The organism is Streptomyces sp. NPDC031225, from assembly GCF_055570355.1.
This window is the reverse complement of the sequence record NZ_JBVIHJ010000002.1, coordinates 417,875-442,551: the sequence shown is the minus strand read 5'-3', so window position 1 is coordinate 442,551 and position 24,677 is coordinate 417,875. Positions and strand designations below refer to the sequence as shown.

The following is a 24,677-nucleotide window of genomic DNA, read 5'->3' as shown; positions in this document are numbered from 1 at the left end:
GCGACCATGGCCGGGGAGACCGTCGGCCGGTAGCCTGCCGAGATGGCCCGATCCTGGACAGAGCAGCAGTTGATCGCGGACGGCTTCGAGCAGGTGTACGCCGTCCTGGACCTGTACGACGGGCCGATCAAAGGACTCTCGGCCGTCGACGGCGTCCCTCACTACTTCGAGTTGGACTTCGACCGACGAAGTGCGGCGGATGAGGAGTACTTCGTCTGGCCTGCGAGCGAGGAGGCGGCCGCGATGGAGCGCGAGCAGTGGGCCATCTACGTCGCCTACGAGGTCTCCGACGCCGGGCTGGAGATGCATCCGGGGACCGGAGGGGTCGATGCCCGCTACGACGAACTGGGCGTGCTCCTCGCGCCGCACCGTCAGAAGCCGGACGGTGCCCGACGGCTCTTGGGCGAGGCGCGGTTCGACGACGGTGAGCGCTACCGGCCCGACGGGGGAGACGTCTGGTTCCGATGGAGCCCGAGCCGACGCGCTCAGCCGGACAACGCGGCCCCGAACGCCCCGGCATCCTGAGCGACCCCACTGCAGTCGGTCAGCGCGTCATCCTCGTCGGCGTCTCCCTTCTGGCACTGCTGATCCCGGAACGTCGACCACATCGACACCCACGCCACCTCCTTCGACTCCGCGAACTCCCGTACCTGCGCCGCGTCGGACAACGTGAACGTCTCCCCGGCCACGTCGTTCGTCCCGATCATCGAGGTGAGCGCCAGAGCCCGCCACGCGACGGCGTCCGACGTCCCGAAGACCGATGTCAGCTGCGCCTGCGCCGCCTTCGCGGAGGTGATCGCGTAGTCCCCCATGTCCCCGTCGTACGACTCCCCGTAGTTCATCGTCATGATGTTGACGGTCGACACCTGCACCGACCTGTCGTTCGCGGACTCCAGCAGTGCCACGCTGTCGTCGTCCAGCCCTGACGGCATCACGGGCAGCGTGAACGAGACGGCCAGGTCGGTGCGTTCCTTCTGCAGCAGCGCGATCGCCTCGGACCGCAGGTCCACCGAGTCGGAGTCGGTGAGCGTGTCCCCCTCGATGTCGAAGTCGGCGAGCGAGGAACCGGCCGCGTCCAGGGCGGTGCCGTACGCCGCCGCCAGCTTCGCCGCGCTGGAGCACGTCTCGGCCAGCTCCTTGCCCGAGGCCCCGCCGAAGGAGACCCGGACCTGCGCGCCGTCCGTCTTCAACGCCTTGATGCGGGACGCGACGGAGGAGTCGCCGATGGCCTTCTCGTCGTTCCACCTCGGTGTGCAGGCACTGCCGTCGGCGATCACGAACGCGAGGTTGTACACCGAGGGTGAGCCGGCGGCGTCGTTGGCGGAGGCGTCGGTGGCGCTCACGTAGGGGGCGTACGAGGTGCTGGACGACGCCTCCTGCGACGCCTCCTGCGAGGCGTCCGGCGACGCCTGACCGGAGGGACTCGCGCCGCTTCGCCCTTCGGGCTCGGACTTCGCGGAACACCCCGTGGTGGCCAGGGCAAACAGACAAGTGAGCCCGATGATCGGCCTCAGGAAACGCCGCATTGCTCATGCACCAGCTCTCGTGATGTTCGTCTCAGGACGGAAACAAGGCCTCATTCAAAAGGAGAACGTCTCATACGGAGCCGGTGTTCAAAGCGACAGTCGATACACAGGCACTTCATGGGAGGCATTTCGCGAATCCGGCCAACCGGGCGAACTGAATCGGGTATAAGGCCCACTTCCCTCCATGGTGACCTGCGCAGCTGTTCGTGGAATTTCTCAGGTGAATGACAGGTTAAGGCGTTTCTCATATGTCTCTCACAAGAAGAAGGGCTTCGGTCACATAAAGACTCCTTAACGTCTGGGGAATGCATTCCGAGCCTGCCATCGAAAGCCGCGCAGACAAGCGCGGTCGCCGCCGCAAACGCGGTAACGAGTCCGCCGACGGCCCCGTGTTCGTCGACAACTCCGGGCGCCGCTCAAGGACGCTGCGCCGGATCGGCCTTCTCCTCGGCGTCCTGTCCCTCGGTTACGCCGTCGTGCTGGGCCTGGCCTTCATGGGCATCGGCGTGTCCACCACGACGCTGGTGCCCTTCGGCAACGGCGGGCCCGGCGGGCCCCGCGGGTCCTCGAACTCCGGCCCCGGCGGCATCGGGCCGCAGGGCGGGATCGGCACCCCGCCGGCCCGGCCCACCGGTACTCCGCCCACCGGCGCCGCTCCGACCGCGACCGCTTCCCCGACCGCCTCCGCGGCCTCCAACTGACCGAAGGCCACCTCATGTCCACGACGACGTCCTCACGCGGCCGCCGGCGCGCCCCCACTCGCATGGAGCGGGCCGCGGGCAAGGCCGCCGCGCTGCAGAAACCGCGGGTCATCCTCGCCCTGCTGCTCCTGCTCGGGCTGACCAGCGTCATGCTGCTCGACGGCTATCTGCGTGCCGAGGTCGGCGGCGACCAGCGCGTGCGCGACGGGGCCAGCGGCAGCAAGGTCCCCGACACGATCCTCAACGGCGGGCCGATCATCAGCTTCCGGAACGGCCGGGCGACCACGACCTCCGTCCCGGCCAAGACGATCGCGCTCACCTTCGACGACGGCCCCAACCCGACGTACACCCCCCAGGTCCTGAAGATCCTGGAGAAGTACGACGTCCCGGCCACCTTCTTCGTGGTGGGCTCGATGGTCTCCCGCTACCCGTCGATCGTCGCGGACATGGTCGACCAGGGAAACGAGGTGGGCATCCACACCTTCACCCACGTCGACCTCTCCTACCAGAGCGACGCCCGCATCCGGCGGGAGATGACCCAGACGCAGCTCGCCCTCGCGGGCGCGGCCGGCATCACCACCACGCTGTTCCGGGCGCCGTACTCCTCAAAGACGGACGCCATCGACAACTACAGCTGGCCCGTCTACGAGAAGCTCGGCGAGGAGGGCTACACCAGCGTCTTCGTCGACACCGACAGCGACGACTGGAAGAAGCCGGGCGTCTCGAAGATCGTCAAGTGGGCCACACCGTCCGGGACTTCGGGTGCCGCCGTGCTGATGCACGACGCCGGCGGAAACCGCGACCAGACGATGAAGGCGCTGCCCGAGTACATCGAGAAGATGAAGGCGAAGGGCTACACCTTCACCACCGTCAGCGGCGTCCTGGAGGCGCAGAACGCCGGTGGCCCCGGCACCCGGCTCCCGAGGACGGGGACCGGGACGGGAACAGGGCCGGGGAACGGCCGGGACAGCGCCGCCGCCGAGCGCCTCCAGGCCGCGCACCAGGAGGCCACCGGCACGACCCTCTACGAGGGCAAGGCACTCGTCACCGCCGTCGCCGTGGCCGAGTACACCGTGCCCGCGCTTTCGGTCGGGCTCATCATCGTGGGCGTGGCCGTCATGGGGCGGTTCGGGATGATGCTGATCCTCGCCCGCCGCCACTACAGCCAGCGCAACAAACGCCGCTTCAGCTGGGGGCCCACGGTCACCCGGCCGGTGACGGTGATCGTCCCGGCGTACAACGAGAAGGAGTGCATCGCCAACACCCTGGAGTCGCTGGCGAAGAGCACCCACCCGATCGAGATCATCGTTGTCGACGACGGCTCCTCGGACGGCACCTCCGAGATCTCCCGCGAGGCGGCCCGGGCCCTCGGCATGACCAACGTGCGGGTCATCCGGCAGGAGAACGCGGGCAAGCCGGCCGCCCTCAACAACGGTGTGCGCAGCGCGAGTTACGACATCGTCGTGATGATGGACGGCGACACCGTCTTCGAGCCGGACACCGTACGCCAGCTGGTGCAGCCCTTCGCCGACCCCGAGGTGGGCGCCGTCGCGGGCAACGCCAAGGTCGGCAACCGCGACACGGTCATCGGTGCCTGGCAGCACATCGAGTACGTGATGGGCTTCAACCTCGACCGCCGGATGTACGACCTGCTGCGCTGCATGCCCACCATCCCGGGCGCGATCGGCGCGTTCCGCCGTGAGGCGGTCCTCCAGGTCGGCGGCATGAGCGAGGACACCCTCGCCGAGGACACCGACATCACCATCGCGATGCACCGCCAGGGCTGGCGGGTCGTCTACCAGGAGCACGCACGCGCGTGGACCGAGGCGCCGGGCTCCCTCAAGCAGCTGTGGTCGCAGCGCTACCGGTGGTCGTACGGCACCATGCAGGCGCTGTGGAAGCACCGCAAGTCCCTCACCGACAAGGGACCTTCGGGCCGCTTCGGCCGGGTCGGCATGCCCCTGGTGGTGATCTTCCAGATCGTCACACCGGTCTTCGCCCCGCTGATCGACGTGTTCACCGCCTACTCGATGATCTTCGTCGACTTCCGGGCGGCGCTGTACGCGTGGCTCGCGGTCCTCGGTATCCAACTCGTGTGCGCCGCGTACGCCTTCAAGCTGGACAAGGAGAAGTACCGCTATCTGCTGATGATGCCGCTCCAGCAGCTGGCCTACCGCCAGATGATGTACCTCGTCCTCATCCACTCCTGCATCACCGCCCTCACCGGCGGCCGACTGCGCTGGCAGAAACTTAAGCGGACCGGCGAGGTCGGCACCCCGGCGGGGGTGGGCCGATGAGCTGGGACCAGCAGGGGTACGGCCAGGAGTACGGGTACTCGGGGTACGCAGAGCAGCCGTATCCGCAGCAGCGGTATCCGCAGACGTACATCGACCCGACGTCCCCCTTGCCGGTGGTGGAGCCGGAGCCGGAGCCACCGGTTCTCGTTGCCCCCGCTGACGCCGGGACGGAGGAGGAGAAGCCTCCGTCCCGGCCCCCGGGACGTGACCGCTACTTCGACACCCTCAGGGCCGTCGCCCTGATCCGGGTCGTCATCTATCACACCTTCGGGTGGGCCTGGGCCGGCATGGTGTTCCCCTCCATGGGGATCATGTTCGGCCTGGCCGGCTCGCTGATGGCGAAGTCCCTGGAGCGGCCGGCGCTCACGGTGGTCAGGAGCCGGATGCGCAGGCTGCTGCCGCCGTTCTGGTTCTGGGGCGTCTTCGTGGTCCTCGCGATGCTGGTCCACGACTGGATGCCGGGCTGGCAGATCGTCTTCTGGGTCGTGCCGCTCGGCGACCCGCCGGGCAACCAGTGGGGCATGCAGGCCTGGGAGATCCTCTGGTACCTGCGCACCTACCTCTGGTTCGTGCTGCTTTCCCCGCTCCTGCTGAAGGTGTTCCGGTCGGCCCCGGTGCCGGTCCTGCTGCTGTCCCTGGCCCCGATCGTGGTCCTCCAGTTCCTGTGGGAGCCGCCGGAGGGCCGCCTCGGCAGCGCGCTGACCGACCTCGCCACCTTCCTGTTCTGCTGGCTCCTCGGCTTCGCCCACCGCGACGGGGTCCTGGAGCGGCTGAAGCCGGCGGCGGTCGTCGTGCTCTCGCTCGCCGCGATCGGGTACGGCGGCTGGTACGCCTTCACCCACCAGGCCGAGACCGGGTCGTACGACCTCGACGACATCCCCCTCGCGCAGGCCTTCTGGTCGGCCGGGTACGTGATGCTCCTGATGTGGGCCAAGTCGTACTTCGCGATCGACTTCGCGTGGCTGACCCGCTTCCGGCGGACCGACCGTCTCGTCACGGTCTTCAACTCCCGCGCGGTGACGATCTACCTGTGGCACGAGATCGCGCTGATCCTCGCCGTGCCGCTGATCGACCAGTTCTGGAACGTGCCCGCGTTCGAGAAGTGGCTGCCGCTGGAGAGCCAGTGGTTCATGTTCGGCATCGGCTGGATCCTGATCGCCGGGTTCGTACTGGCGTGCGGGTGGGTGGAGGACGTGGCCGGGAAGAAGAAGCCGCAGCTGCTGCCGGGAGGGCGTCGGGCCTCTTCGTGAGGGCGGCTGCAAGAATGGGCCCGTGACCCGCGCCTCCCTGAACAAGCAGCCGCACGAAGTCGCCTCGATGTTCGACGACGTGGCGGAACGGTACGACCTGACGAACGACGTGCTCTCGCTCGGCCAGGACCGGGTGTGGCGCAAGGAGGTCGCCCGGGCCGTCGACGCCCGCCCCGCGCAGAAGATCCTGGACCTGGCGGCGGGCACGGCCACCTCGTCGCTGCCCTTCGCCCGCACCGGCGCCTACGTCGTGCCCTGCGACTTCTCCCTCGGCATGCTCCAGGTCGGCAAGCGGAAGCACACCTGGCTGCCGTTCACCGCGGGCGACGCGACACGGCTGCCCTTCCAGGACGACGTCTTCGACGCGGTCACGATCTCCTTCGGGCTGCGCAACGTCCAGGACACCGACGCCGCGCTGCGCGAGATGTACCGGGTGACCAAGCCCGGCGGCCGGGTCGTGATCTGCGAGTTCTCACACCCGACCTGGGCGCCCTTCAGGACCGTCTACACCGAGTACCTGATGCGCGCCCTGCCGCCGGTCGCCCGGAGCCTGTCCTCCAACCCCGACGCGTACGTCTACCTCGCCGAGTCCATCCGCGCCTGGCCGAACCAGCCGGCCCTGGCGGAGCGCCTGCAGAAGGCGGGCTGGTCGAAGGTGGCGTGGCGGAACCTGACCGGCGGGATCGTGGCGCTGCACCGGGGCGTCAAGGAGAGCTGAGCCCCCGCCGCGGTCCGGTCGGCGTCAGCCGCCCACGTCAGCCGTCCGCGTCAGCCGAAGCCCGTCGTGCAGCGGACCGCGTACGGGTCGCCCGGCTCGTCCAGTTCGCGCTGGAAGCCGCCGCTCGGGGGCCTCGGAACGCGCGGCTCGCGGATACCTCCGCCGCCCTCACCGGGACCGAGCTCGAACCAGACGTACACCACCGAGTCCCGCGGCACCTCCGCACCGGCCTGCGGGTACTGGCGTACGACATAGTCGACGACGGCCAGATGGAAGTCCTTGCGATCCGGCGCGCTGACGAACAGACCCTGCGCCTGGGCCGACTCGCGCGCGTCCATGGCCATCAGACCGACCAGACGAGGTACGCGCACCTCGGGCTTCTTGGGTGTTATGCGCACAGATGTCACCCCCAGCGGTACTGGCAGGGTAACTCCGGCTCCGCACCGGCCGGAAGCGCCGGGTGCTCTTCTGTAGCAGTTGGCTACCGTGCGTGACGTTCCCGGAGATCGAGTCGGTAGCAGTGGCCGTCCGTGCCGCCGGGCGTCGTGAACACCTCCGCGAGCCGCATCCCCAGCCGCTCGGTCACCGCGATCGACCGCGCGTTGCCGGCCAGGACCATCGCCACCACGTCCGGCACCCCGGCCGACCTCACCCGTTCCAGCGTCATCTGCGCGGCCGCGGTGGCGTACCCCTTGCCCCAGTACTCCCGCCCGAGCCGCCAGCCGATCTCGATCTCACCCGTGGGCCCCCAGTCCCGCGGCCACGGCTGGGCACCGGTGAAACCGATGACCCGTCCCTGTTCGTCGACCATGCTCCACAGGCAGAAGCCCCGCTCGGCGTCGTGCCGGCGCTGCCGGGCGGTGAGCTCTTCGTAGACGGACAGCTCCGCGGACCGGCCGCCGTGGAACTCCATGACGTCCGGGTCGTCGAAGAGCCGGTGCCAGGCGACGGCGTCCTCGTCGGTGGGGACGCGCAGCCGTACCACGGGCAGAGCTCGGTTCACTGGGGCAGCCCTTCAGCCGGGTGATCAATTCTGCTGAATAGACTGCCTGTGTCCAGTGCCGGTCGGCACGCGGATTCCGGACTTGATTCCGGTCTTGATTCCGAACTTGATTCCGAGCTTGGGGAGATCCCGTCGTGACCGAGCCCCTGTCCGAGAACACCGCCGATGTCATCGTCGTCGGCGCGGGGCCGGCCGGCTCCACGACCGCCTACTACCTCGCCAAGGCCGGACTCGACGTACTCCTGCTGGAGAAGACCGAGTTCCCGCGCGAGAAGGTCTGCGGCGACGGCCTCACCCCCCGCGCCACCAAACAGCTCGTGGCCATGGGCATCGACATCTCGGAAGAGGCCGGCTGGCTCCGGAACAAGGGCCTGCGCATCATCGGCGGAGGGGTGCGCCTCCAGCTCGACTGGCCGGATCTCGCCTCCTTCCCCGACTACGGCCTCGTCCGCAAGCGCGACGACTTCGACGAGCAGCTCGCCCGCCAGGCCCAGAAGGCGGGAGCCCGGCTGTTCGAGCGCTGCAACGTCGGCGCCCCGATCATCGACGACCGCACCGGCCGCATCACGGGGGTCCACGCGAAACTGGGCGAGGACAAGCGTGAAGTCACCTTCACCGCGCCCCTCGTGGTCGCCGCCGACGGCAACTCGACCCGGCTCTCCCTCGCGATGGGCCTGCACCGGCGTGAGGACCGCCCGATGGGGGTGGCCGTACGGACGTACTTCGAGAGCCCCCGCCACGAGGACGACTACCTGGAGTCCTGGCTGGAGCTGTGGGACCGCCGCGGCCCGGGCGAGGACCGCCTCCTGCCCGGCTACGGCTGGATCTTCGGCATGGGCGACGGTACGTCCAACGTCGGCCTCGGCGTGCTGAACACCTCCGACTCCTTCAAGGAGCTCGACTGGCGCGAGGTGCTGAAGGCCTGGTGCGCGTCCATGCCGGAGGACTGGGGCTACACCCCCGAGAACATGACAGGACCGATCCGCGGTGCCGCCCTGCCGATGGCCTTCAACCGCCAGCCGCACTACACGAAGGGGTTGTTGTTGGTCGGTGACGCCGGCGGCCTGGTGAACCCCTTCAACGGCGAGGGCATCGCCTACGCCATGGAGTCCGGGCAGATCGCCGCCGACGTCATCGTCCAGGCCCACGCGCGGTCCACTCCCGCGGGGCGTGAGCTGGCCCTCCAGCGCTACCCGCGCGTGCTGAAGGACACCTACGGCGGTTATTACACGCTGGGCCGCGCCTTCGTGAAGCTCATCGGCAACCCGAAGGTCATGAAGATCGCGGCCCAGCGCGGTCTGACCCACCCGCTGCTCATGAAGTTCACCCTGAAGATGCTCGCCAACCTCACCGACCCCACGGGCGGCGACGCGATGGACCGGATCATCAACGGGCTGAGCAAGGTGGCGCCGAAGGCGTGACGGGAGCCCCTGCGCGGGGGCACCCTGGAGAGATGGACGCAGGGGTCGCGTTACCCGTCTTCGTCATCCTCATCGCGGTGTCGGTGTGGGCACTGGTCCGCTCCCTCAGGCGCTGACGGTGCCCTGAGAGTCCTGACTGCCGTTCAGCGCCTCGACGTTGGCCGCCCGGCGGGCGAACACCTCGTCCCGCCGGTCCGCCACCTGCCGCAGCGCCTCCTTGCGCTCGCGCTTGGACAGCCGGTCCAGATACACGTGCCCGTTCACATGGTCGGTCTCGTGCGCCAGGCAGCGCGCGAAGTACCCGGTCCCCTCGATCACGAGCGGCTCGCCGTCCCTGTCGACCCCGCGCACCACGGCCCGGTCCGGACGCGGTACGTCCATCACGGCGCCCGGCACCGACAGGCACCCCTCGCTCTCGTCGAGCAGCCTGCGCCCGGCCGGAGCGAGTTGCTCCAGTACCGGGTTCACGACATGCCCGACATGCCGGATCCCGTCGTCGTCCGGGCAGTCGTAGACGAACAGCCGCAGCCCGACGTCGACCTGGTTGGCCGCGAGGCCCGCTCCTTCCGCGATGTACATCGTCAGGAACATGTCGTCGATCAGCGCGGCGAGATCGGGCCCGAACTCGGTCACGTCCCGGCACGGCTTGTGCAGGATCTCCTCGCCGACCTCGGTGATACGCCGGACCCGCCCGTGCCGGGCCTCGGGAGCGAGCCGCGGATACGAGTCGGTGGGCCTGCCCTGGACGAACACGCTGGGCATGGTGACTTCTCCTGTCTGCCGGGGAACGTGAGGATGCCGTGGGCGCGGGAAGCGGGGCGCCGGGCCCGTGACGCTTCCGGCCACCGGGCCTCCTCCCCGCTCTCCGTCGCCCATGGCAACAGAACACATCAAACAACCCCGGCAGCGGACCGGCCACACCCGCGGAGGGCGCGGGCCGGCGGGCCGAGGGCGCGTCGTACAGGGGCAGTTCCGAAAGGCGCGGGGGACTTCACGCGCGACCACGGCGACGGGCACGCCCGGCGCTGCCTCTCCGTGGCCCTCTCCGATGGGGGCAAGTCCGGCATTCGGTACGGCGAGAGGCCTCTGCCGGACGGGAAACCGCCCCGGCCGTCTCGTGGTCCCGGCGACGACGGGCCTGGACGGCCCCGCCCCGCGCGTCCGGGGCCTCCTGCCTCATCCACCCCACGCGTCGCTCCACAGCCGCTCCACAGCGCGCACAGCGATTCCGGCGTGACACGGGCCGGCTCCGCTCAACACGGCCGACCCGGGGTGGGTTTCGGCCCGGTATATGCCGGAAGGGCCGCTGCCCCCGAGCGGCTGCGGCCCTTACCAAGCTGGAGTACCGGTGTCAGAGCACCCGCACCGCGCCGGTCGGCGGGTCGTAGGACAGCGGCTTCTCGGCGACGCCCGTCGAGGGGTTCTGCGCGCCGACGAACATGCCGTCACCCACGTACACCGCCACGTGGTACGCGCTGCCCGCGCCACCCCAGTACAGGATGTCGCCCGGCTGCAGGTTGCTCAGCGAGACCTGGGTGCCCGCGGTCGACTGGTCCTGCGAGACGCGCGGCAGGTCGACGCCGATCTGGGCGAACGCGGCCTGGACGAGCCCGGAGCAGTCCCACGAGTTGGGGCCCGTGCCGCCGGAGACGTAGGCGTCACCGACCTGTGCCTTCACGAAGGCGATGACGGCCGCGGCCGAACCGGTGGCCGTGGACGAGCTGGTGGAGACACCGGTGCTCGCCGAGGCGGACAGGGTGGTCCGGGCGGAGCTGCGCGAGGCGGCTTCCTCGGCGGCGGCCCTGCGCGCAGCCTCGGCCTTCTTCTTGGCCTCAGCCTTCTTCTTGGCCTGAGCGAGGTCCGCCTTGGCCTGCTTCGCGGCATTCGCAGCAGCCGTGTCGCGCTCGGCCTGCAGCTGGTAGTTGGCGGCTGCCTGCTGCATCGCGTCGGCGGACTCGGCGACCTGGCTGCCCAGGTCGGCCGACAGGGCGGGCAGTTCGAGGGTCTGCGTCGTCGACTCGGCGGCGAACGCCGAAGCCGACGCGCCCGCCGCTGCCATGCTGAGTACGCCACCGGCGACGCCGGCGCGCACGGCGATGGAAGTCGTCGCGCTGCGGCGGGGTTTCCGGTGGCTGCGTATGTGAGCGGTGTGGGACATGAGAACAAGCGGTATCAGGGGCTCCTCCATACCTTCAAGAAACGTGTGCTGCGCCACAATTGTTCAACGGGTGGCTCCAATCCCCGGTGTGTGTCTCTTTATTGACGCCGTAACGGACATTGCGGACGCGGGTGATCAAGCCCGTGATCATGCTCTTTCGCTGTTACGCCCGAATTGCCCCGCACCTACCATCGGTTGAGGCGGATGGCCAAGCCCCGCTCTTAGGGGGCCCTCACGCATGTGGCGGAGGTCACGCAACGGTTACGGCGGCGGCTGCGTCCGGCGCGACCGGAGCTCGTGAATGTGTGCACGCGTCCACATCCGTCCTCGCATCTCGCCCTGATGTGTGAACGCGGTCCACTACCAAGCACCCGCGTCCAGCACCAATTTGCATGCAGAGGAAGCCTCTTGATATTGAGACGCCTCTCTTACCTGCGCCGACTGGCGAAAATGTCACCTCTGGTGATCACTCGGACGCTTCTCGTATGAAGATCACGGCTGTTCCGGCTTCATGATCCTTCGTCGGGTGGTGGAGATCACAAAGCTTGTGCAATACCCCGTGTCGCAGATCACAGACCGGCAGGCATAGGATGCGGGTCAGTTGGGCTTGTGACCTGCTTCACATGTTCGCGATCTTCGTCAGGACGGACGGAGGTCAGAAGGGCGTGAGAGTCAGGTGAGAGTCCGATGCCATCGCCAGCAGTCAGTGCCGACTGAGAGGAGCGAGGAGCGGTGAACGCCTATGCGCCCATCCTCGTACTGGGAGCCCTCGGGGCAGGCTTTGCGATCTTCTCCGTGGTCATGGCCACGCTGATCGGTCCGAAGCGCTACAACCGGGCCAAGCTCGAGGCCTACGAGTGCGGGATCGAGCCGACCCCCACGCCGGCCGGCGGCGGACGATTCCCCATCAAGTACTACCTGACGGCGATGCTCTTCATCGTCTTCGACATCGAGATCGTCTTCCTCTACCCCTGGGCCGTCACCTTCGACGCCCTGGGTGTTTTCGGGCTCGTGGAGATGCTGCTCTTCGTGCTCACCGTCTTCGTCGCCTACGCGTACGTATGGCGGCGGGGCGGCCTGGAATGGGACTGAGGGGCCTTTAACTCATGGGACTCGAAGAAAAGCTGCCGAGCGGTTTCCTGCTGACCACCGTCGAGCAGGCCGCGGGGTGGGTGCGCAAGGCGTCCGTCTTCCCGGCCACCTTCGGCCTTGCCTGCTGTGCCATCGAGATGATGACCACGGGTGCCGGACGCTACGACCTGGCCCGCTTCGGCATGGAGGTCTTCCGCGGCTCACCCCGCCAGGCGGACCTCATGATCGTCGCCGGCCGGGTCAGCCAGAAGATGGCGCCGGTGCTCAGGCAGGTCTACGACCAGATGCCGAACCCCAAGTGGGTCATCTCCATGGGGGTCTGCGCCTCCTCGGGCGGCATGTTCAACAACTACGCGATCGTGCAGGGCGTCGACCACATCGTGCCGGTCGACATCTATCTGCCCGGCTGCCCGCCGCGGCCCGAGATGCTGATCGACGCCATTCTCAAGCTCCACCAGAAGATCCAGACCTCCAAGCTCGGCGTGAACGCCGAGGAAGCGGCCCGTGAGGCGGAGGAAGCGGCGCTCAAGGCCCTGCCCACGATCGAGATGAAGGGGCTGCTGCGGTGAGCGACGCGAACGGCACGAGCAACGGCGCGGGCGGGGCGTCGAACGGGGTGAACCCCGAGAAGGACCTCGGCACCTCCAACCTCCCCGGCCAGCGCGGCGAGGGCGGCGAGGAGATCCGCGTCCAGCGCGGCATGTTCGGCGCCGACAACGGCGGCGACACCTCCGGCTACGGCGGCCTGGTCCGCTCGATCCGGCTCCCTGGACCAATGGGCCGCCCCTACGGCGGCTGGTTCGACGAGGTCGCCGACGAACTCGAAGGCGCCCTGGAGGAACAGGGTCTCCTGCCCGACAACGCGATCGAGAAGACGGTCGTCGACCGCGGCGAGATCACCTTCCACATCGAGCGCGAGCACCTGCTGCGCGTCGCACAGACCCTGCGCGACGACCCGGCCCTGCGCTTCGAGCTCTGCACCGGCGTCAGCGGAGTCCACTACCTCCACGACAAGGGCCGCGAGCTGCACGCCGTCTACCACCTGCGCTCGATCACCCACAACCGGCTGATCCGCCTGGAGGTCAGCGCCCCCGACGCCGACCCGCACATCCCGTCCCTGGTCTCCGTCTATCCGACCAACGACTGGCACGAGCGCGAGACCTACGACTTCTTCGGGATCGTCTTCGACGGTCACCCGGCCCTGACGCGGATCATGATGCCGGACGACTGGCAGGGCCACCCGCAGCGCAAGGACTACTCCCTCGGCGGCATCCCCGTCGAGTACAAGGGCGCCCAGATCCCGGCTCCGGACCAGCGGAGGTCGTACTCGTGAGCACTTCGCATGCCTCCCCTCGGGAGACCACAGAGGGCACCGTCTACACGGTCACCGGCGGCGACTGGGACGAGATCGTCCAGGCCGCGGCCCGCGCCGACGACGAGCGCATCGTCCTCAACATGGGCCCGCAGCACCCCTCCACCCACGGAGTGCTCCGCCTGATCCTGGAGATCGACGGCGAGACGGTCACCGAGGCCCGCTGCGGCATCGGCTACCTGCACACCGGCATCGAGAAGAACCTCGAGTTCCGCACGTGGACACAGGGCACCACGTTCGTGACGCGCATGGACTACCTGACGTCCTTCTTCAACGAGACCGCCTACTGCCTCGCTGTCGAGAAACTCCTCGGCATCGAGGACCAGATCCCCGACCGGGCCGAGATCATCCGGGTGCTCCTGATGGAGCTGAACCGGCTCTCCTCGCACCTGGTGTGCATCGCCACCGGCGGCATGGAACTCGGCGCCACCACGATCATGATCTACGGATTCCGTGATCGTGAAATGATTCTCGACATCTACGAGCTCATCACGGGCCTGCGGATGAACCACGCGTACATCCGCCCCGGCGGACTCGCGCAGGACCTGCCGCCCGGCGCGGTGGACCACATCCGCGAGTTCGTGAAGAAGATGAAGAAGAACCTCCCGGAGTACGACAAGCTCGCCACCGGGAACCCCATCTTCAAGGCCCGTATGCAGGACGTCGGCTACCTCGACCTGGCCGGCTGCATGGCGCTCGGCGCCACCGGCCCGATCCTGCGCTCCACCGGCCTGCCGCACGACCTGCGCAAGTCGCAGCCCTACAGCGGCTACGAGACGTACGACTTCGACGTCCCGACCGCCGACACCTGCGACTCCTACGGCCGCTTCCTGATCCGCCTGGAGGAGATGCGCCAGTCGCTCAGGATCGTCGAGCAGTGCCTGGACCGGCTCCAGCCCGGCCCGGTCATGGTCACCGACAAGAAGATCGCCTGGCCCGCCCAGCTCGCCCTGGGACCCGACGGGCTCGGCAACTCCCTCGACCACATCAAGAAGATCATGGGCACCTCCATGGAGGCCCTGATCCACCACTTCAAGCTGGTCACCGAGGGCTTCCGCGTCCCGCCGGGACAGGCCTACGCGGCCGTCGAGTCGCCCAAGGGCGAGCTCGGGGTGCACGCCGTGTCCGACGGCGGCACCCGCCCCTTCCGGGTCCACTTCCGCGACCCGTCCTTCACCAACCTTCAGGCCATGGCGGCGATGTGCGAGGGCGGCCAGGTCGCCGACGTCATCGTCGCCGTCGCGTCCATCGACCCCGTGATGGGAGGCGTCGACCGGTGACCACCAGTTCTTCCGAGCGGGGCGTCAGCCTGGGCATGCCCGAACTGCCCGCACCCGCTTACCCGGACGACGTACGGGCCCGGCTGGAGACGGACGCGCGCGAGATCATCGCCCGCTACCCGGACTCCCGCTCGGCGCTCCTGCCGCTGCTGCACCTCGTGCAGTCGGAGGAGGGCCATGTCACGCGCACCGGGATGCGGTTCTGCGCCGACGTCCTGGGCCTGACCACGGCCGAGGTCACCGCGGTGGCCACCTTCTACACCATGTACCGGCGCCGGCCGTCCGGCGACTACCAGGTGGGTGTCTGCACGAACACCCTCTGCGCGGTGATGGGCGGCGACGCGATCTTCGAGTCCCTCCAGGAGCACCTGGGCGTCGGCAACGGCGAGACCACCGACGACGGCAAGGTCACCCTGGAGCACATCGAGTGCAACGCGGCCTGCGACTTCGCACCGGTCGTGATGGTCAACTGGGAGTTCTTCGACAACCAGACCCCGGCCAGCGCTAAGCGCCTCGTCGACGACCTGCGCGCCGGCCGCGAGGTCGAGCCCACGCGCGGGGCGCCGATGTGCACCTTCAAGGAGACCGCGCGGATCCTCGCCGGCTTCCCCGACGAGCGGCCCGGGGCCGTCGAGGCGAGCGGCGGAGCGGGACCCGCCTCGCTGGTGGGCCTCCGCCTGGCCAGAGGAGAGACCGCACCCGCGCGCGTGGTCCACCCGCGCGACGGCGCACCGCAGAACAGGGACGTGCACGAGCCGTCCCCGTCGGAGCACCTCAGCTCACACGACGCGCCACAGGACACGTCGGCCTCCGACCCGGCCCACCCGGCCGGGCCCGCCGCCGAGGAGGGGGAGTGATGACCTTGGCACCCGAACTGAAGGACACCAGCCCCGAGAAGCTGCTCGCACCCGTGCTGTCGGCCTTCTGGGACGAGGACAAGTCCTGGACGCTGGACGTCTACAAGAGGCACGAGGGATACGAGGGGCTCCGCAAGGCGCTCGCCATGTCGCCGGACGACCTGATCGCGTACGTCAAGGACTCCGGTCTGCGCGGCCGCGGAGGCGCCGGATTCCCCACCGGAATGAAATGGCAGTTCATTCCCCAGGGAGACGGAAAACCGCACTATCTAGTTGTCAACGCCGACGAGTCGGAACCGGGAACCTGCAAGGACATCCCGCTCCTCTTCGCGAACCCGCACAGCCTCATCGAGGGCATGATCATCGCGTGTTACGCCATCAGGTCTTCGCATGCCTTCATCTATCTGCGCGGTGAAGTCGTCCCAGTACTGCGGCGGTTGCACTCGGCTGTGAGCGAGGCCTACGCGGCCGGCTACCTCGGACAGAACATCCAGGGCAGCGGCCTCGATCTCGACATCACCGTGCACGCGGGCGCCGGCGCGTACATCTGCGGTGAGGAGACCGCACTGCTCGACTCGCTCGAAGGCCGCCGTGGCCAACCGCGGCTCCGTCCCCCTTTCCCTGCGGTCGCGGGCCTCTACGCGTGCCCGACTGTTGTGAATAACGTGGAGTCGATCGCGTCGGTTCCCGCGATTCTGACCCGTGGCAAGGAATGGTTCCGGTCGATGGGCAGCGAGAAGTCCCCGGGCTTCACGCTCTACTCGCTCAGCGGCCACGTCGCCAGCCCCGGCCAGTACGAGGCCCCGCTCGGCATCACGCTCCGCCAGCTGCTGGAGATGAGCGGCGGCATGCGGCCCGGGCACCGGCTCAAGTTCTGGACGCCGGGCGGCTCCTCGACGCCGATGTTCACCGACGAGCACCTCGACGTCCCCCTCGACTACGAGGGAGTGGGCGCCGCAGGTTCCATGCTCGGCACCAAGGCCCTGCAGTGCTTCGACGAGACCACCTGCGTCGTGCGCGCCGTGACCCGCTGGACCGAGTTCTACGCCCACGAGTCCTGCGGCAAGTGCACTCCGTGCCGCGAAGGGACGTACTGGCTCGTGCAGTTGCTGCGCGACATCGAGGCCGGCAAGGGCGTCCTGTCCGACCTCGACAAGCTGAACGACATCGCCGACAACATCAACGGCAAGTCCTTCTGCGCTCTCGGCGACGGTGCCGCCTCGCCGATCTTCTCCTCACTCAAGTACTTCCGCGAGGAGTACGAGGAGCACATCACGGGCCGCGGCTGCCCCTTCGACCCCGCCAAGTCGACGGTGTGGGCGGACAAGCACACGGAGGTGAACGCATGACGGTGACCACCAGCGCTCCCTCCGGAGGGGGCGAGGCGGCGGTCCCGCCGGAGGATCTCGTCTCGCTGACGATCGACGGCGCCGAGATCAGCGTGCCCAAGGGCACCCTGGTCATCCGGGCCGCCGAGCAGCTCGGCATCGAGATCCCCCGGTTCTGCGACCACCCCCTCCTCGACCCGGCCGGCGCCTGCCGCCAGTGCATCGTCGACGTCGAGGGCCAGCGCAAGCCGATGGCGTCCTGCACCATCACCTGCACCGACGGCATGGTGGTGAAGACGCACCTCACCTCGCCGGTCGCCGAGAAGGCCCAGCACGGGGTGATGGAGCTCCTCCTCATCAACCACCCGCTGGACTGCCCGGTCTGCGACAAGGGCGGCGAGTGCCCCCTGCAGAACCAGGCGATGTCCCACGGCCAGGCCGAGTCCCGCTTCGAGGGCAAGAAGCGGACGTACGAGAAGCCCGTGCCGATCTCCACCCAGGTGCTGCTCGACCGCGAGCGGTGCGTGCTGTGCGCCCGCTGTACCCGCTTCTCCAACCAGATCGCGGGCGACCCGATGATCGAACTGATCGAGCGGGGCGCGCTCCAGCAGGTCGGCACCGGTGAGGGCGACCCCTTCGAGTCGTACTTCTCCGGCAACACCATCCAGATCTGCCCGGTCGGCGCGCTCACCTCGGCGGCGTACCGGTTCCGCTCCCGCCCCTTCGACCTGGTGTCCTCCCCGAGCGTGTGCGAGCACTGCTCCGGCGGCTGTGCCACCCGCACCGACCACCGGCGCGGCAAGGTCATGCGCAAGCTCGCGGCGAACGACCCCGAGGTCAACGAGGAGTGGATCTGCGACAAGGGACGGTTCGGCTTCCGGTACGCGCAGCAGCGTGACCGGCTCCAGACCCCCCTGGTGCGCAACCCCGAGGGCGAGCTGGTGCCGGCTTCATGGCCGGAGGCACTCCAGATCGCGGCCCAGGGGCTGCTCGCCTCGCGCAGCCGGGCCGGGGTCCTCACCGGCGGCCGTCTCACCATCGAGGACGCCTACGCGTACAGCAAGTTCGCGCGCGTGGCGCTCGACACCAACGACATCGACTTCCGCGCGCGCGTGCACAGCAGCGAGGAGACCGACTTCCTGGCCGCGCGGGTCGCGGGCCGCGGCCGTGACATCGACGGCACGGGCGTCACCTACTCCGCTCTGGAGAACGCGCCCGCCGTCCTGCTGGTCGGGTTCGAGGCCGAAGAGGAGGCGCCCGGCGTCTTCCTGAGGCTGCGCAAGGCCTGGCGGGGGCACGGCCAGCAGGTCTTCTCGCTCGCCACCCACGCGACGCGCGGCCTGGAGAAGGCCGGCGGCACCCTGCTGCCCGCCGCTCCCGGCACCGAGACCGAGTGGCTGAACGCCCTCGCCGACGGAACCGGCCTGGAGGACGACGGCAGCAGGGCCGCCGAGGCGCTGCGCACCGCGGGCGCCGTCATCGTCGTCGGCGAACGGCTGGCCGCCGTGGCGGGCGGACTGACCGCCGCCGTACGGGCCGCCTCCGCGACCGGCGCACAACTGGTGTGGATCCCGCGGCGGGCCGGAGAACGCGGTGCCGTCGAGGCGGGCGCGCTGCCCGCGCTCCTGCCGGGCGGGCGCCCCGCCACCGACCCGCGCGCGCGTGAGGAGGTCGCCTCGGTCTGGGGCGTGGCCGAACTCCCGCACCGCTACGGGCGGGACACCGGCCAGATCGTCGAGGCGGCGACCTCCGGAGAGCTCCAGGCCCTGCTGGTCGCGGGCGTCGAGATCGCCGACCTGCCCGATCCGGCACGCGCGCGTGCCGCGCTGCGGGAGGTCGGGTTCGTGGTGTCGCTGGAACTGCGGCCGGGCGAGGTCACCGAACACGCGGACGTCGTCCTGCCGGTGGCCGCGGTCGCCGAGAAGGCCGGCACCTTCCTCAACTGGGAAGGCCGGGTGCGGTCCTTCGAGACCGCGCTCAAGCCCGAGCAGATGACCCGCCGCCTCGCACCCAGCGACGCGCGCGTGCTCCAGATGCTGGCCGACGCCATGGACGTCCACCTGGGCCTGCCCGATCTGCGCACCACGCGCGCGGAGATCGACCGGCTCGGCCCCTGGGACGGCCGCAGGGCCGGCGAACCCATGGAGAGTGCGGCCCAGTTGCCGCGACCGGCCGCCGGAGAGGCCGTACTGGCCGGGCACCGGCTGCTGCTCGACCAGGGTCTGCTCCAGCAGGGCGACGAGGCGCTCGCCGGGACGCGGCACGCGGCACACGCACGCGTGTCGGCCGCGACGGCCGCAGAGGTGGGCGTCAAGAACGGCGACCTCCTCGCCGTGACCGGCCCCTCGGGAGTCACCGAACTGCCGCTTCAGATCACCGAGATGCCCGACCGCGTGGTCTGGCTCCCGCTGAACTCCACCGGCGGGGGCGTCGCCTCCGACGCCGGAGCACTGCCGGGCTCCCTCGTCCGCATCGGCCCGGCCACGCCCGCCGCCGAAGCCCCCAAGGAGGTGGAGGCATGAGCCCGTACCTCGCCGCAGAAGACCTCTCGGTGTTCGGCAACGACCCCTGGTGGCTCGTCGTCATCAAGGCCGTCTTCTGCTTCGCCTTCCTGATGGTGACCGTGCTGTTCTCCATCGTGTGGGAGCGCAAGGTCGTCGCCTGGATGCAGCTGCGCGTCGGCCCCAACCGGCACGGCCCCTGGGGCATGCTCCAGTCGCTCGCCGACGGCATCAAGCTGATGCTCAAGGAAGACGTCATCGTCAAGCGCGCGGACAAGGTCGTCTACGTCCTCGCGCCGATCATCGCGGCCATCCCGGCCTTCATGGCGATCGCCGTGATCCCCTTCGGGCCGTCCGGCAACGAGGTCTCGATCTTCGGCCACCGCACCGCGATGCAGCTCACCGACCTCCCGATCGCGATGCTCTACATCCTCGCGGTCGCCTCGGTCGGCATCTACGGCATCGTCCTCGCGGGCTGGAGTTCCGGCTCCACCTATCCGCTGCTCGGCGGCCTGCGCTCGTGCGCGCAGATGATCTCGTACGAGATCGCCATGGGCGCCGCCTTCGCCTCGGTGTTCCTCTACTCCGGGTCGATGTCGACCTCGGCGATCGTCGAGGCGCAGCAGGACCGCTGGTACATCGTCCTGCTGCCGGTCTCCTTCATCATCTACGTCATCACCATGGTCGGTGAGACCAACCGCGCCCCCTTCGACATGCCGGAGTCCGAGGGCGACCTGGTCGGCGGCTTCAACACCGAGTACTCGTCGATCAAGTTCGCGCTGTTCATGCTCGCCGAGTACGTGAACATGGTGACGGTCTCGGCCGTGACGACCACGCTCTTCCTCGGCGGCTGGCGCGCCCCCTGGCCCATCAGCACCTTCTGGGAGGGCGCCAACCACGGCTGGTGGCCGCTCCTCTGGTTCGTGATCAAGGTGCAGTTGCTGCTGTTCTTCTTCATCTGGCTGCGCGGCACGCTTCCCCGTGTGCGGTACGACCAGCTGATGAAGCTCGGCTGGAAGGTCCTCATCCCGGTCTCCGTGGTGTGGCTGATGCTCGTCGCGACCATGCGGACCCTGCGCAACGAGGGCTACGACTTCGCCGACATCGCCCTCTACGTGGGCGGCGGCGTTCTGGCCCTGCTGCTGCTCTCGTTCGTCGCCGACATGTTCCGGGAGAAGTCGAAGACGGCCGCCCAGAGCACCGAACAGCCGGTCGGATTCGACCCGATGGCGGGCGGGTTCCCCGTACCACCACTGCCCGGACAGGAGTTGTCGCCGGTGCCACGACGCCGCTCGCGCCAGGAGCGGGAGCTCATTGTCAGTGGCGGACCCGATACTCGGAGTGACGCATCTTCGGGTTCCACGGATGGAAAGGAGGCGTCCGATGGCTGAGGAGCCCAAGGAGACCAAACCCGGTTTCATGAACCCCGTCGCCGGCTTCGGCGTGACCTTCAAGGCCATGTTCAAGAAGCGGCTGACCGAGCAGTACCCGGAGCAGGAGAAGACCACCGCTCCCCGGTTCCACGGACGGCACCAGCTCAACCGCCATCCGGACGGCCTGGAGAAGTGCGTCGGCTGCGAGCTGTGCGCCTGGGCCTGCCCCGCCGACGCCATCTATGTGGAGGGCGCCGACAACACCGACGAGGAGCGCTATTCGCCGGGCGAGCGGTACGGCCGCGTTTACCAGATCAACTACGCCCGCTGCATCCTGTGCGGCCTGTGCATCGAGGCGTGCCCCACGCGCGCGTTGACGATGACCAACGAGTTCGAGCTGGCCGACACCAGCCGTGCCAACCTCATCTTCACCAAGGAACAGCTGCTCGCCGGTCTTGAGGAAGGCATGGTCGACTCGCCGCACTCCATCTACCCCGGCACCGACGAGCAGGACTACTACCGGGGCCTGGTGACGGAGGCCGCTCCCGGCACGGTGCCCCAGGTCGCGGTCTCCAAGGGCGAGGTCGTCCAGGAGGCCGCCACCACCTTCGGCGAGGACGAACCGGCGTCGGAGAAGGTGATCCGGCGATGACCGCGTCCCTGGAGCTCGCCGCCACCCTGGCTGCAGGCACCCCCACCTCCACCGGCGAGGCCTTCCAGTTCTGGGTCCTCGGCACCGTCGCCGTGATCGGCGCCCTGTGCACCGTGTTCATGAGGAAGGCCGTGCACAGCGCGCTCTGTCTCGCCGGCACCATGATCATCCTGGCGGTGTTCTACCTCGCCAACGGCGCCTACTTCCTCGGCGTCGTCCAGATCGTCGTCTACACCGGCGCGATCATGATGCTGTTCCTGTTCGTGGTGATGCTCGTCGGCGTGACCGCGGCGGACTCCCTGCAGGAGACCATCAGGGGCCAGCGCTGGCTCGCCCTCGCCTGCGGACTCGGCTTCGGCATCCTGCTGTTCGCGGGCATCGGCAACGCCTCACTCTCCCAGTTCAACGGCCTCACCCAGGCGAACGCAGGCGGCAACGTCGAGGGCCTGGCGACCCTCATCTTCACCAAGTACGTCTTCGCCTTCGAGATCACCGGCGCCCTGCTGATCACGGCCGCCGTCGGCGCCATGGTGCTCACGCACCGCGAGCGCACCGAGCGCGCCAAGACACAGCGCGAGCTGGCCGAGGAGCGGGTGCGCGAGGGCAAGCACATCCCGCCGCTGCCTGCCCCGGGCGTGTACGCCCGGCACAACGCGGTGGACATCGCGGGCCTGCTGCCCGACGGAACCACCTCCGAGCTCACCGTCAGCAAGACGCTGCGCGACCGAGGCCAGATGCGTGACGTGTCCACCGAGGCGATGAACGACCTCAAGGCACTGGAGCAGCGCTCCGAGGAGCGCCTGGAGAGGGACGCGATCGACCCGCCCCACCTCAAGCGCAACGCCCTGCGGACCGAGGAGGCGTCGAAGTGAACCCCGTCAACTACCTCTATCTCGCCGCCCTGTTGTTCACGATCGGCGCCACCGGCGTACTGATCAGGCGCAACGCGATCGTCGTGTTCATGTGCATCGAGCTCATGCTCAACGCCTGCAACCTCGCGTTCGTCGCCTTCTCCCGGATGCACGGCAACCTCGACGGCCAGATCATCGCCTTCTTCACGATGGTCGTCGCCGCCGCGGAGGTCGTGGTCGGGCTCGCGATCATCGTGTCGCTGTTCCGTTCCCGCCACTCGGCCTCGGTCGACGACGCCAGCCTGATGAAGCTGTAAGGGGTCGCTGAATCGTGGAGAACCTGATTGCGCTGCTCATCGCGGCGCCTCTGCTCGGAGCGGCGGTCCTGCTGACCGGCGGCCGGAGACTGGACGCCGTCGGCCACTGGATCGGCACCGTCCTCGCCGGCGCCTCCTTCGTGTTCGGCGCCGTCCTCTTCGCCGACCTGCTCGGCAAGGACGCAGAACACCGCACGCTCACCCAGCACCTGTTCAGCTGGGTCCCGGTCGAGGGCTTCCAGGCGGACGCCGCCTTCCGCCTCGACCAGCTGTCGATGACGTTCGTGCTGCTGATCACCGGCGTCGGCTCGCTGATCCACCTGTACTCGATCGGGTACATGGAGCACGACGAGCGCCGCCGCCGCTTCTTCGGCTATCTGAACCTGTTCCTCGCGGCCATGCTGCTGCTCGTCCTCGCCGACAACTACCTTCTGCTGTACGTCGGCTGGGAGGGCGTCGGTCTCGCCTCCTACCTGCTGATCGGCTTCTGGCAGCACAAGCCCAGCGCGGCCACCGCGGCGAAGAAGGCCTTCCTGGTCAACCGCGTCGGCGACGTGGGCCTGTCGATCGCGATCATGCTGATGTTCACGACGTTCGGCACCTTCGCCTTCGGCCCGGTGCTCGGCACCCACGACAAGCCCGGACTCGTCGACGGCACGTCCGAGGCCACGCTGACGGGCATCGCCCTGATGCTGCTGCTCGCCGCCTGCGGCAAGTCCGCCCAGGTGCCGCTGCAGTCCTGGCTCGGGGACGCCATGGAGGGCCCGACCCCGGTCTCGGCCCTCATCCACGCGGCGACGATGGTGACCGCGGGCGTCTACCTGATCGTCCGCTCCGGAGCCATCTTCAACGCGGCGCCCGACGCACAGCTCGTCGTCACCATCGTCGGCGCGGTCACGCTCCTGTTCGGTGCGATCGTCGGTTGCGCGAAGGACGACATCAAGAAGGCGCTGGCCGGCTCGACCATGTCTCAGATCGGCTACATGGTCCTCGCCGCGGGCCTCGGCCCCATCGGCTACGTCTTCGCGATCATGCACCTGGTGACGCACGGCTTCTTCAAGGCCGGGCTGTTCCTCGGCGCCGGTTCGGTCATGCACGGCATGAACGACGAGGTCGACATGCGCAAGTACGGCGGCCTCCGCAAGTACATGCCGGTCACCTTCGTCACCTTCGGCCTCGGCTACCTCGCCATCATCGGCTTCCCGGGCCTGTCCGGCTTCTTCTCCAAGGACAAGATCATCGAGGCCGCCTTCGCCAAGGGCGGCACCGAGGGCTGGATCCTCGGCGCCTGCGCCCTGCTGGGCGCGGCCATCACCGCCTTCTACATGACGCGCGTGATGCTGATGACGTTCTTCGGGGAGGAGCGCTGGAAGAACCAGCCCACCCGCTCCCCGGAGGCTCCGAGCGCCGAGCCCGCCGCCGAGCACCACGGGGAACATGCCGAGCCCCACCCGCACGAGTCCCCCAAGTCCATGACGATTCCGATGATCGTGCTGGCCTTCGGATCGGTCTTCGCGGGCGGACTGTTCAGCATCGGCGACCGTTTCCTGCACTGGCTGGAGCCCATCACCGGGCACAGTCACGGAGATTCGCCGATCAGCGCGACGACGGTCACGGCGGCCACGGTGACCGTCATGGTCATCGGCGTCGCGCTCGCCTACCTCCAGTACGGCAGGCGCCCGGTCCCGGTCGTCGCCCCGCGCGGGTCGCTCCTCACCCGGGCTGCCCGGCGCGACCTGCTCCAGGACGACTTCAACCACGTGGTCCTGGTCCGTGGCGGAGAGCACCTCACCCGCTCCCTGGTCTACGTCGACCACACCCTGGTCGACGGCGTGGTCAACGGCTCGGCGGCCTCGGTCGGCGGTCTCTCCGGCCGGCTGCGCAAGCTCCAGAACGGCTACGCGCGGTCGTACGCGGTCTCGATGTTCGGCGGCGCGGCGATCCTCGTGGCCGCGACCCTGCTGATGAGGGCGGTCTGAT

23 protein-coding genes are annotated in these 24,677 nt (G+C 68.8%); 18 read left to right on the top strand and 5 right to left on the bottom strand.

The window, feature by feature from the left end:
• Positions 1 to 42 precede the first annotated feature (42 nt).
• Positions 43 to 525 carry a hypothetical protein gene (locus ACZ48Z_RS04890; RefSeq protein WP_468734340.1) on the top strand — a complete coding sequence of 161 codons (483 nt, stop codon included), beginning with the start codon at positions 43 to 45 and terminating at the stop codon, positions 523 to 525.
• Here the strand turns inward: ACZ48Z_RS04890 and ACZ48Z_RS04885 are convergent.
• Positions 486 to 1,526 carry a chitinase gene (locus tag ACZ48Z_RS04885; protein WP_468734339.1) on the bottom strand — a complete coding sequence of 347 codons (1,041 nt, stop codon included), beginning with the start codon at positions 1,524 to 1,526 and terminating at the stop codon, positions 486 to 488. The genes ACZ48Z_RS04890 and ACZ48Z_RS04885 overlap by 40 nt on opposite strands.
• Positions 1,527 to 1,831: 305 nt before the next feature.
• Between ACZ48Z_RS04885 and ACZ48Z_RS04880 the strand changes: the two genes are divergently transcribed.
• From ACZ48Z_RS04880 to ACZ48Z_RS04865, 4 genes are read left to right on the top strand one after another with little or no spacing between them, the layout of a single operon-like run.
• Complete coding sequence (locus ACZ48Z_RS04880; protein ID WP_468734338.1) at positions 1,832 to 2,227, top strand: hypothetical protein; 396 nt, start codon at positions 1,832 to 1,834, stop codon at positions 2,225 to 2,227.
• Between the two features lie 14 nt (positions 2,228 to 2,241).
• A complete protein-coding gene (locus ACZ48Z_RS04875; protein ID WP_468734337.1) occupies positions 2,242 to 4,524 on the top strand; it encodes a bifunctional polysaccharide deacetylase/glycosyltransferase family 2 protein in 2,283 nt (760 codons plus the stop codon).
• On the top strand, positions 4,521 to 5,774 hold the full coding sequence (locus ACZ48Z_RS04870; protein ID WP_468734336.1) for an acyltransferase family protein: 1,254 nt from the start codon (positions 4,521 to 4,523) through the stop codon (positions 5,772 to 5,774). Before ACZ48Z_RS04875 ends, ACZ48Z_RS04870 begins: the two co-directional genes overlap by 4 nt.
• Positions 5,775 to 5,796: 22 nt before the next feature.
• Positions 5,797 to 6,492: a demethylmenaquinone methyltransferase gene (locus ACZ48Z_RS04865; protein ID WP_468734335.1), complete on the top strand. Its 696-nt coding sequence runs from the start codon at positions 5,797 to 5,799 to the stop codon at positions 6,490 to 6,492.
• A gap of 50 nt (positions 6,493 to 6,542) precedes the next feature.
• Here the strand turns inward: ACZ48Z_RS04865 and ACZ48Z_RS04860 are convergent, their stop codons facing one another.
• Positions 6,543 to 6,863: a PASTA domain-containing protein gene (locus tag ACZ48Z_RS04860; RefSeq protein WP_468734334.1), complete on the bottom strand. Its 321-nt coding sequence runs from the start codon at positions 6,861 to 6,863 to the stop codon at positions 6,543 to 6,545.
• Between the two features lie 110 nt (positions 6,864 to 6,973).
• Entirely contained in the window at positions 6,974 to 7,495 is a 522-nt protein-coding gene (locus tag ACZ48Z_RS04855; protein ID WP_468734333.1) for a GNAT family N-acetyltransferase, read from the bottom strand.
• Between the two features lie 134 nt (positions 7,496 to 7,629).
• Between ACZ48Z_RS04855 and ACZ48Z_RS04850 the strand changes: the two genes are divergently transcribed.
• Entirely contained in the window at positions 7,630 to 8,916 is a 1,287-nt protein-coding gene (locus ACZ48Z_RS04850; RefSeq protein WP_468734332.1) for a geranylgeranyl reductase family protein, read from the top strand.
• Between the two features lie 105 nt (positions 8,917 to 9,021).
• On the opposite strand, the gene def is transcribed toward ACZ48Z_RS04850, so the two are convergent.
• Positions 9,022 to 9,678: a peptide deformylase gene (def, locus tag ACZ48Z_RS04845; RefSeq protein ID WP_468734331.1), complete on the bottom strand. Its 657-nt coding sequence runs from the start codon at positions 9,676 to 9,678 to the stop codon at positions 9,022 to 9,024.
• A gap of 589 nt (positions 9,679 to 10,267) precedes the next feature.
• Positions 10,268 to 11,074 (bottom strand): C40 family peptidase, encoded by an 807-nt coding sequence (locus ACZ48Z_RS04840; protein WP_468734330.1) that lies wholly within the window; start codon positions 11,072 to 11,074, stop codon positions 10,268 to 10,270.
• A 732-nt stretch (positions 11,075 to 11,806) separates the two neighbouring features.
• Here ACZ48Z_RS04840 and ACZ48Z_RS04835 point away from each other — a divergent pair.
• From ACZ48Z_RS04835 to nuoL, 12 genes are read left to right on the top strand one after another with little or no spacing between them, the layout of a single operon-like run.
• A complete protein-coding gene (locus tag ACZ48Z_RS04835; RefSeq protein WP_007383963.1) occupies positions 11,807 to 12,166 on the top strand; it encodes an NADH-quinone oxidoreductase subunit A in 360 nt (119 codons plus the stop codon).
• Between the two features lie 14 nt (positions 12,167 to 12,180).
• Positions 12,181 to 12,735, top strand: coding sequence for a NuoB/complex I 20 kDa subunit family protein (locus ACZ48Z_RS04830; protein ID WP_053743379.1), 555 nt, complete (start codon positions 12,181 to 12,183; stop codon positions 12,733 to 12,735).
• The gene (locus ACZ48Z_RS04825; RefSeq protein ID WP_468734329.1) at positions 12,732 to 13,499 is read left to right on the top strand and encodes an NADH-quinone oxidoreductase subunit C; all 768 of its coding nucleotides are present in this window, start codon (positions 12,732 to 12,734) and stop codon (positions 13,497 to 13,499) included. Before ACZ48Z_RS04830 ends, ACZ48Z_RS04825 begins: the two co-directional genes overlap by 4 nt.
• Positions 13,496 to 14,818 carry an NADH-quinone oxidoreductase subunit D gene (locus ACZ48Z_RS04820; protein WP_468734328.1) on the top strand — a complete coding sequence of 441 codons (1,323 nt, stop codon included), beginning with the start codon at positions 13,496 to 13,498 and terminating at the stop codon, positions 14,816 to 14,818. The genes ACZ48Z_RS04825 and ACZ48Z_RS04820 overlap by 4 nt, the downstream gene beginning before the upstream one ends.
• On the top strand, positions 14,815 to 15,675 hold the full coding sequence (gene nuoE / locus ACZ48Z_RS04815) for an NADH-quinone oxidoreductase subunit NuoE (RefSeq protein WP_468734327.1): 861 nt from the start codon (positions 14,815 to 14,817) through the stop codon (positions 15,673 to 15,675). The genes ACZ48Z_RS04820 and nuoE overlap by 4 nt, the downstream gene beginning before the upstream one ends.
• Positions 15,675 to 17,024: an NADH-quinone oxidoreductase subunit NuoF gene (gene nuoF, locus ACZ48Z_RS04810; RefSeq protein WP_468734326.1), complete on the top strand. Its 1,350-nt coding sequence runs from the start codon at positions 15,675 to 15,677 to the stop codon at positions 17,022 to 17,024. Before nuoE ends, nuoF begins: the two co-directional genes overlap by 1 nt.
• The gene (locus tag ACZ48Z_RS04805) at positions 17,021 to 19,525 is read left to right on the top strand and encodes an NADH-quinone oxidoreductase subunit G (protein ID WP_468734325.1); all 2,505 of its coding nucleotides are present in this window, start codon (positions 17,021 to 17,023) and stop codon (positions 19,523 to 19,525) included. The genes nuoF and ACZ48Z_RS04805 overlap by 4 nt, the downstream gene beginning before the upstream one ends.
• Positions 19,522 to 20,895, top strand: a complete 1,374-nt coding sequence (gene nuoH, locus ACZ48Z_RS04800) for an NADH-quinone oxidoreductase subunit NuoH (protein WP_468734324.1) — start codon at positions 19,522 to 19,524, stop codon at positions 20,893 to 20,895. The genes ACZ48Z_RS04805 and nuoH overlap by 4 nt, the downstream gene beginning before the upstream one ends.
• On the top strand, positions 20,888 to 21,529 hold the full coding sequence (gene nuoI, locus ACZ48Z_RS04795; RefSeq protein ID WP_468734323.1) for an NADH-quinone oxidoreductase subunit NuoI: 642 nt from the start codon (positions 20,888 to 20,890) through the stop codon (positions 21,527 to 21,529). Before nuoH ends, nuoI begins: the two co-directional genes overlap by 8 nt.
• Positions 21,526 to 22,401: an NADH-quinone oxidoreductase subunit J gene (locus tag ACZ48Z_RS04790; RefSeq protein ID WP_468734322.1), complete on the top strand. Its 876-nt coding sequence runs from the start codon at positions 21,526 to 21,528 to the stop codon at positions 22,399 to 22,401. Before nuoI ends, ACZ48Z_RS04790 begins: the two co-directional genes overlap by 4 nt.
• Complete coding sequence (gene nuoK / locus ACZ48Z_RS04785; RefSeq protein WP_003974374.1) at positions 22,398 to 22,697, top strand: NADH-quinone oxidoreductase subunit NuoK; 300 nt, start codon at positions 22,398 to 22,400, stop codon at positions 22,695 to 22,697. Before ACZ48Z_RS04790 ends, nuoK begins: the two co-directional genes overlap by 4 nt.
• Positions 22,698 to 22,711: 14 nt before the next feature.
• Positions 22,712 to 24,676: an NADH-quinone oxidoreductase subunit L gene (gene nuoL, locus ACZ48Z_RS04780; RefSeq protein WP_468734321.1), complete on the top strand. Its 1,965-nt coding sequence runs from the start codon at positions 22,712 to 22,714 to the stop codon at positions 24,674 to 24,676.
• The last annotated feature ends 1 nt before the right edge of the window (position 24,677 follow it).

Excerpts from the sequence above, each read along its gene's own strand:
- ACZ48Z_RS04890 (WP_468734340.1), top strand. The coding sequence starts at position 43 with ATGGCCCGATCCTGGACAGAGCAGCAGTTGATCGCGGACGGCTTCGAG.
- ACZ48Z_RS04885 (WP_468734339.1), bottom strand. The coding sequence starts at position 1,526 with ATGCGGCGTTTCCTGAGGCCGATCATCGGGCTCACTTGTCTGTTTGCC.
- ACZ48Z_RS04880 (WP_468734338.1), top strand. The coding sequence starts at position 1,832 with ATGCATTCCGAGCCTGCCATCGAAAGCCGCGCAGACAAGCGCGGTCGC.
- ACZ48Z_RS04875 (WP_468734337.1), top strand. The coding sequence starts at position 2,242 with ATGTCCACGACGACGTCCTCACGCGGCCGCCGGCGCGCCCCCACTCGC.
- ACZ48Z_RS04870 (WP_468734336.1), top strand. The coding sequence starts at position 4,521 with ATGAGCTGGGACCAGCAGGGGTACGGCCAGGAGTACGGGTACTCGGGG.
- def (WP_468734331.1), bottom strand. The coding sequence starts at position 9,678 with ATGCCCAGCGTGTTCGTCCAGGGCAGGCCCACCGACTCGTATCCGCGG.
- ACZ48Z_RS04840 (WP_468734330.1), bottom strand. The coding sequence starts at position 11,074 with ATGTCCCACACCGCTCACATACGCAGCCACCGGAAACCCCGCCGCAGC.
- ACZ48Z_RS04830 (WP_053743379.1), top strand. The coding sequence starts at position 12,181 with ATGGGACTCGAAGAAAAGCTGCCGAGCGGTTTCCTGCTGACCACCGTC.
- nuoF (WP_468734326.1), top strand. The coding sequence starts at position 15,675 with ATGACCTTGGCACCCGAACTGAAGGACACCAGCCCCGAGAAGCTGCTC.
- ACZ48Z_RS04805 (WP_468734325.1), top strand. The coding sequence starts at position 17,021 with ATGACGGTGACCACCAGCGCTCCCTCCGGAGGGGGCGAGGCGGCGGTC.
- nuoH (WP_468734324.1), top strand. The coding sequence starts at position 19,522 with ATGAGCCCGTACCTCGCCGCAGAAGACCTCTCGGTGTTCGGCAACGAC.
- nuoI (WP_468734323.1), top strand. The coding sequence starts at position 20,888 with ATGGCTGAGGAGCCCAAGGAGACCAAACCCGGTTTCATGAACCCCGTC.
- ACZ48Z_RS04790 (WP_468734322.1), top strand. The coding sequence starts at position 21,526 with ATGACCGCGTCCCTGGAGCTCGCCGCCACCCTGGCTGCAGGCACCCCC.